This window comes from Micrococcus sp. HSID17227 (genome assembly GCF_003989405.1).
GTDB lineage: Bacteria > Actinomycetota > Actinomycetes > Actinomycetales > Micrococcaceae > Micrococcus > Micrococcus luteus.
Window position 1 is genome coordinate 1 of sequence record NZ_RBLN01000486.1, and the last position, 670, is coordinate 670.

At 73.0% G+C, this 670-nt stretch carries 1 pseudogene; it reads left to right on the forward strand.

The features are described from left to right. A pseudogene (locus D8M29_RS13715) lies at positions 1-670 on the forward strand (TPM domain-containing protein); the annotation flags it as partial.

A 670-nucleotide genomic window follows, 5' to 3' on the forward strand; every position in this document is an offset into this window, starting at 1 on the left:
CAGCTGCTCCACGCTGAGCACCGAGGAGGTCCGCCGCGACCCCCTCGACGAGCTCAGCGTGGAGCAGCTGCGCACCCAGGCCGGCTCGAAGCTCGTGGCCGCGGACGACGCCATCCGCTCCTCGGAGCAGGAGCTGGGCTTCGCCGAGGCGTCCTACGGGGAGAAGTCCGTGGCGACGTTCCGCGAGGACATCGATCGGGCCAAGGAGCACATGCGGGCCTCGTTCCAGCTCCAGCACCAGCTCGACGACGAGATCCCGGACACCGAGGCCGAGCAGCGCGCCTGGCTCAAGGAGATCATCCAGCGCAGCGAGGCCGTGGGTGCGGCCCTCGCGGCGCACAAGAAGGAGTTCGACTCCCTGCGCGACCTCGAGAACCAGGTGCCCGAGGCCCTGGAGCGCGTCGACGCCCGCCTGCCCGAGGCGCGGTCCCGGGTGCAGGAGTCCGAGTCGGCGATCGCCGCGCTGCACGGCCAGTACGCGGAGTCCGCCCTCGCCGAGGTCGCGGACAACGCGACGCAGGCCCGGGAGCGGCTCGAGTTCGTGGAGACCGCCGTCGCGAAGGCGCGGAGCGCGTGGGACGCCCAGGACCGCTCCACGGCGGCGCTGGCCGTGCGTGCCGCCGAGGAGGCGCTCAGCCAGGTGGACACGCTCACGGAGGCGGTGGGCAAG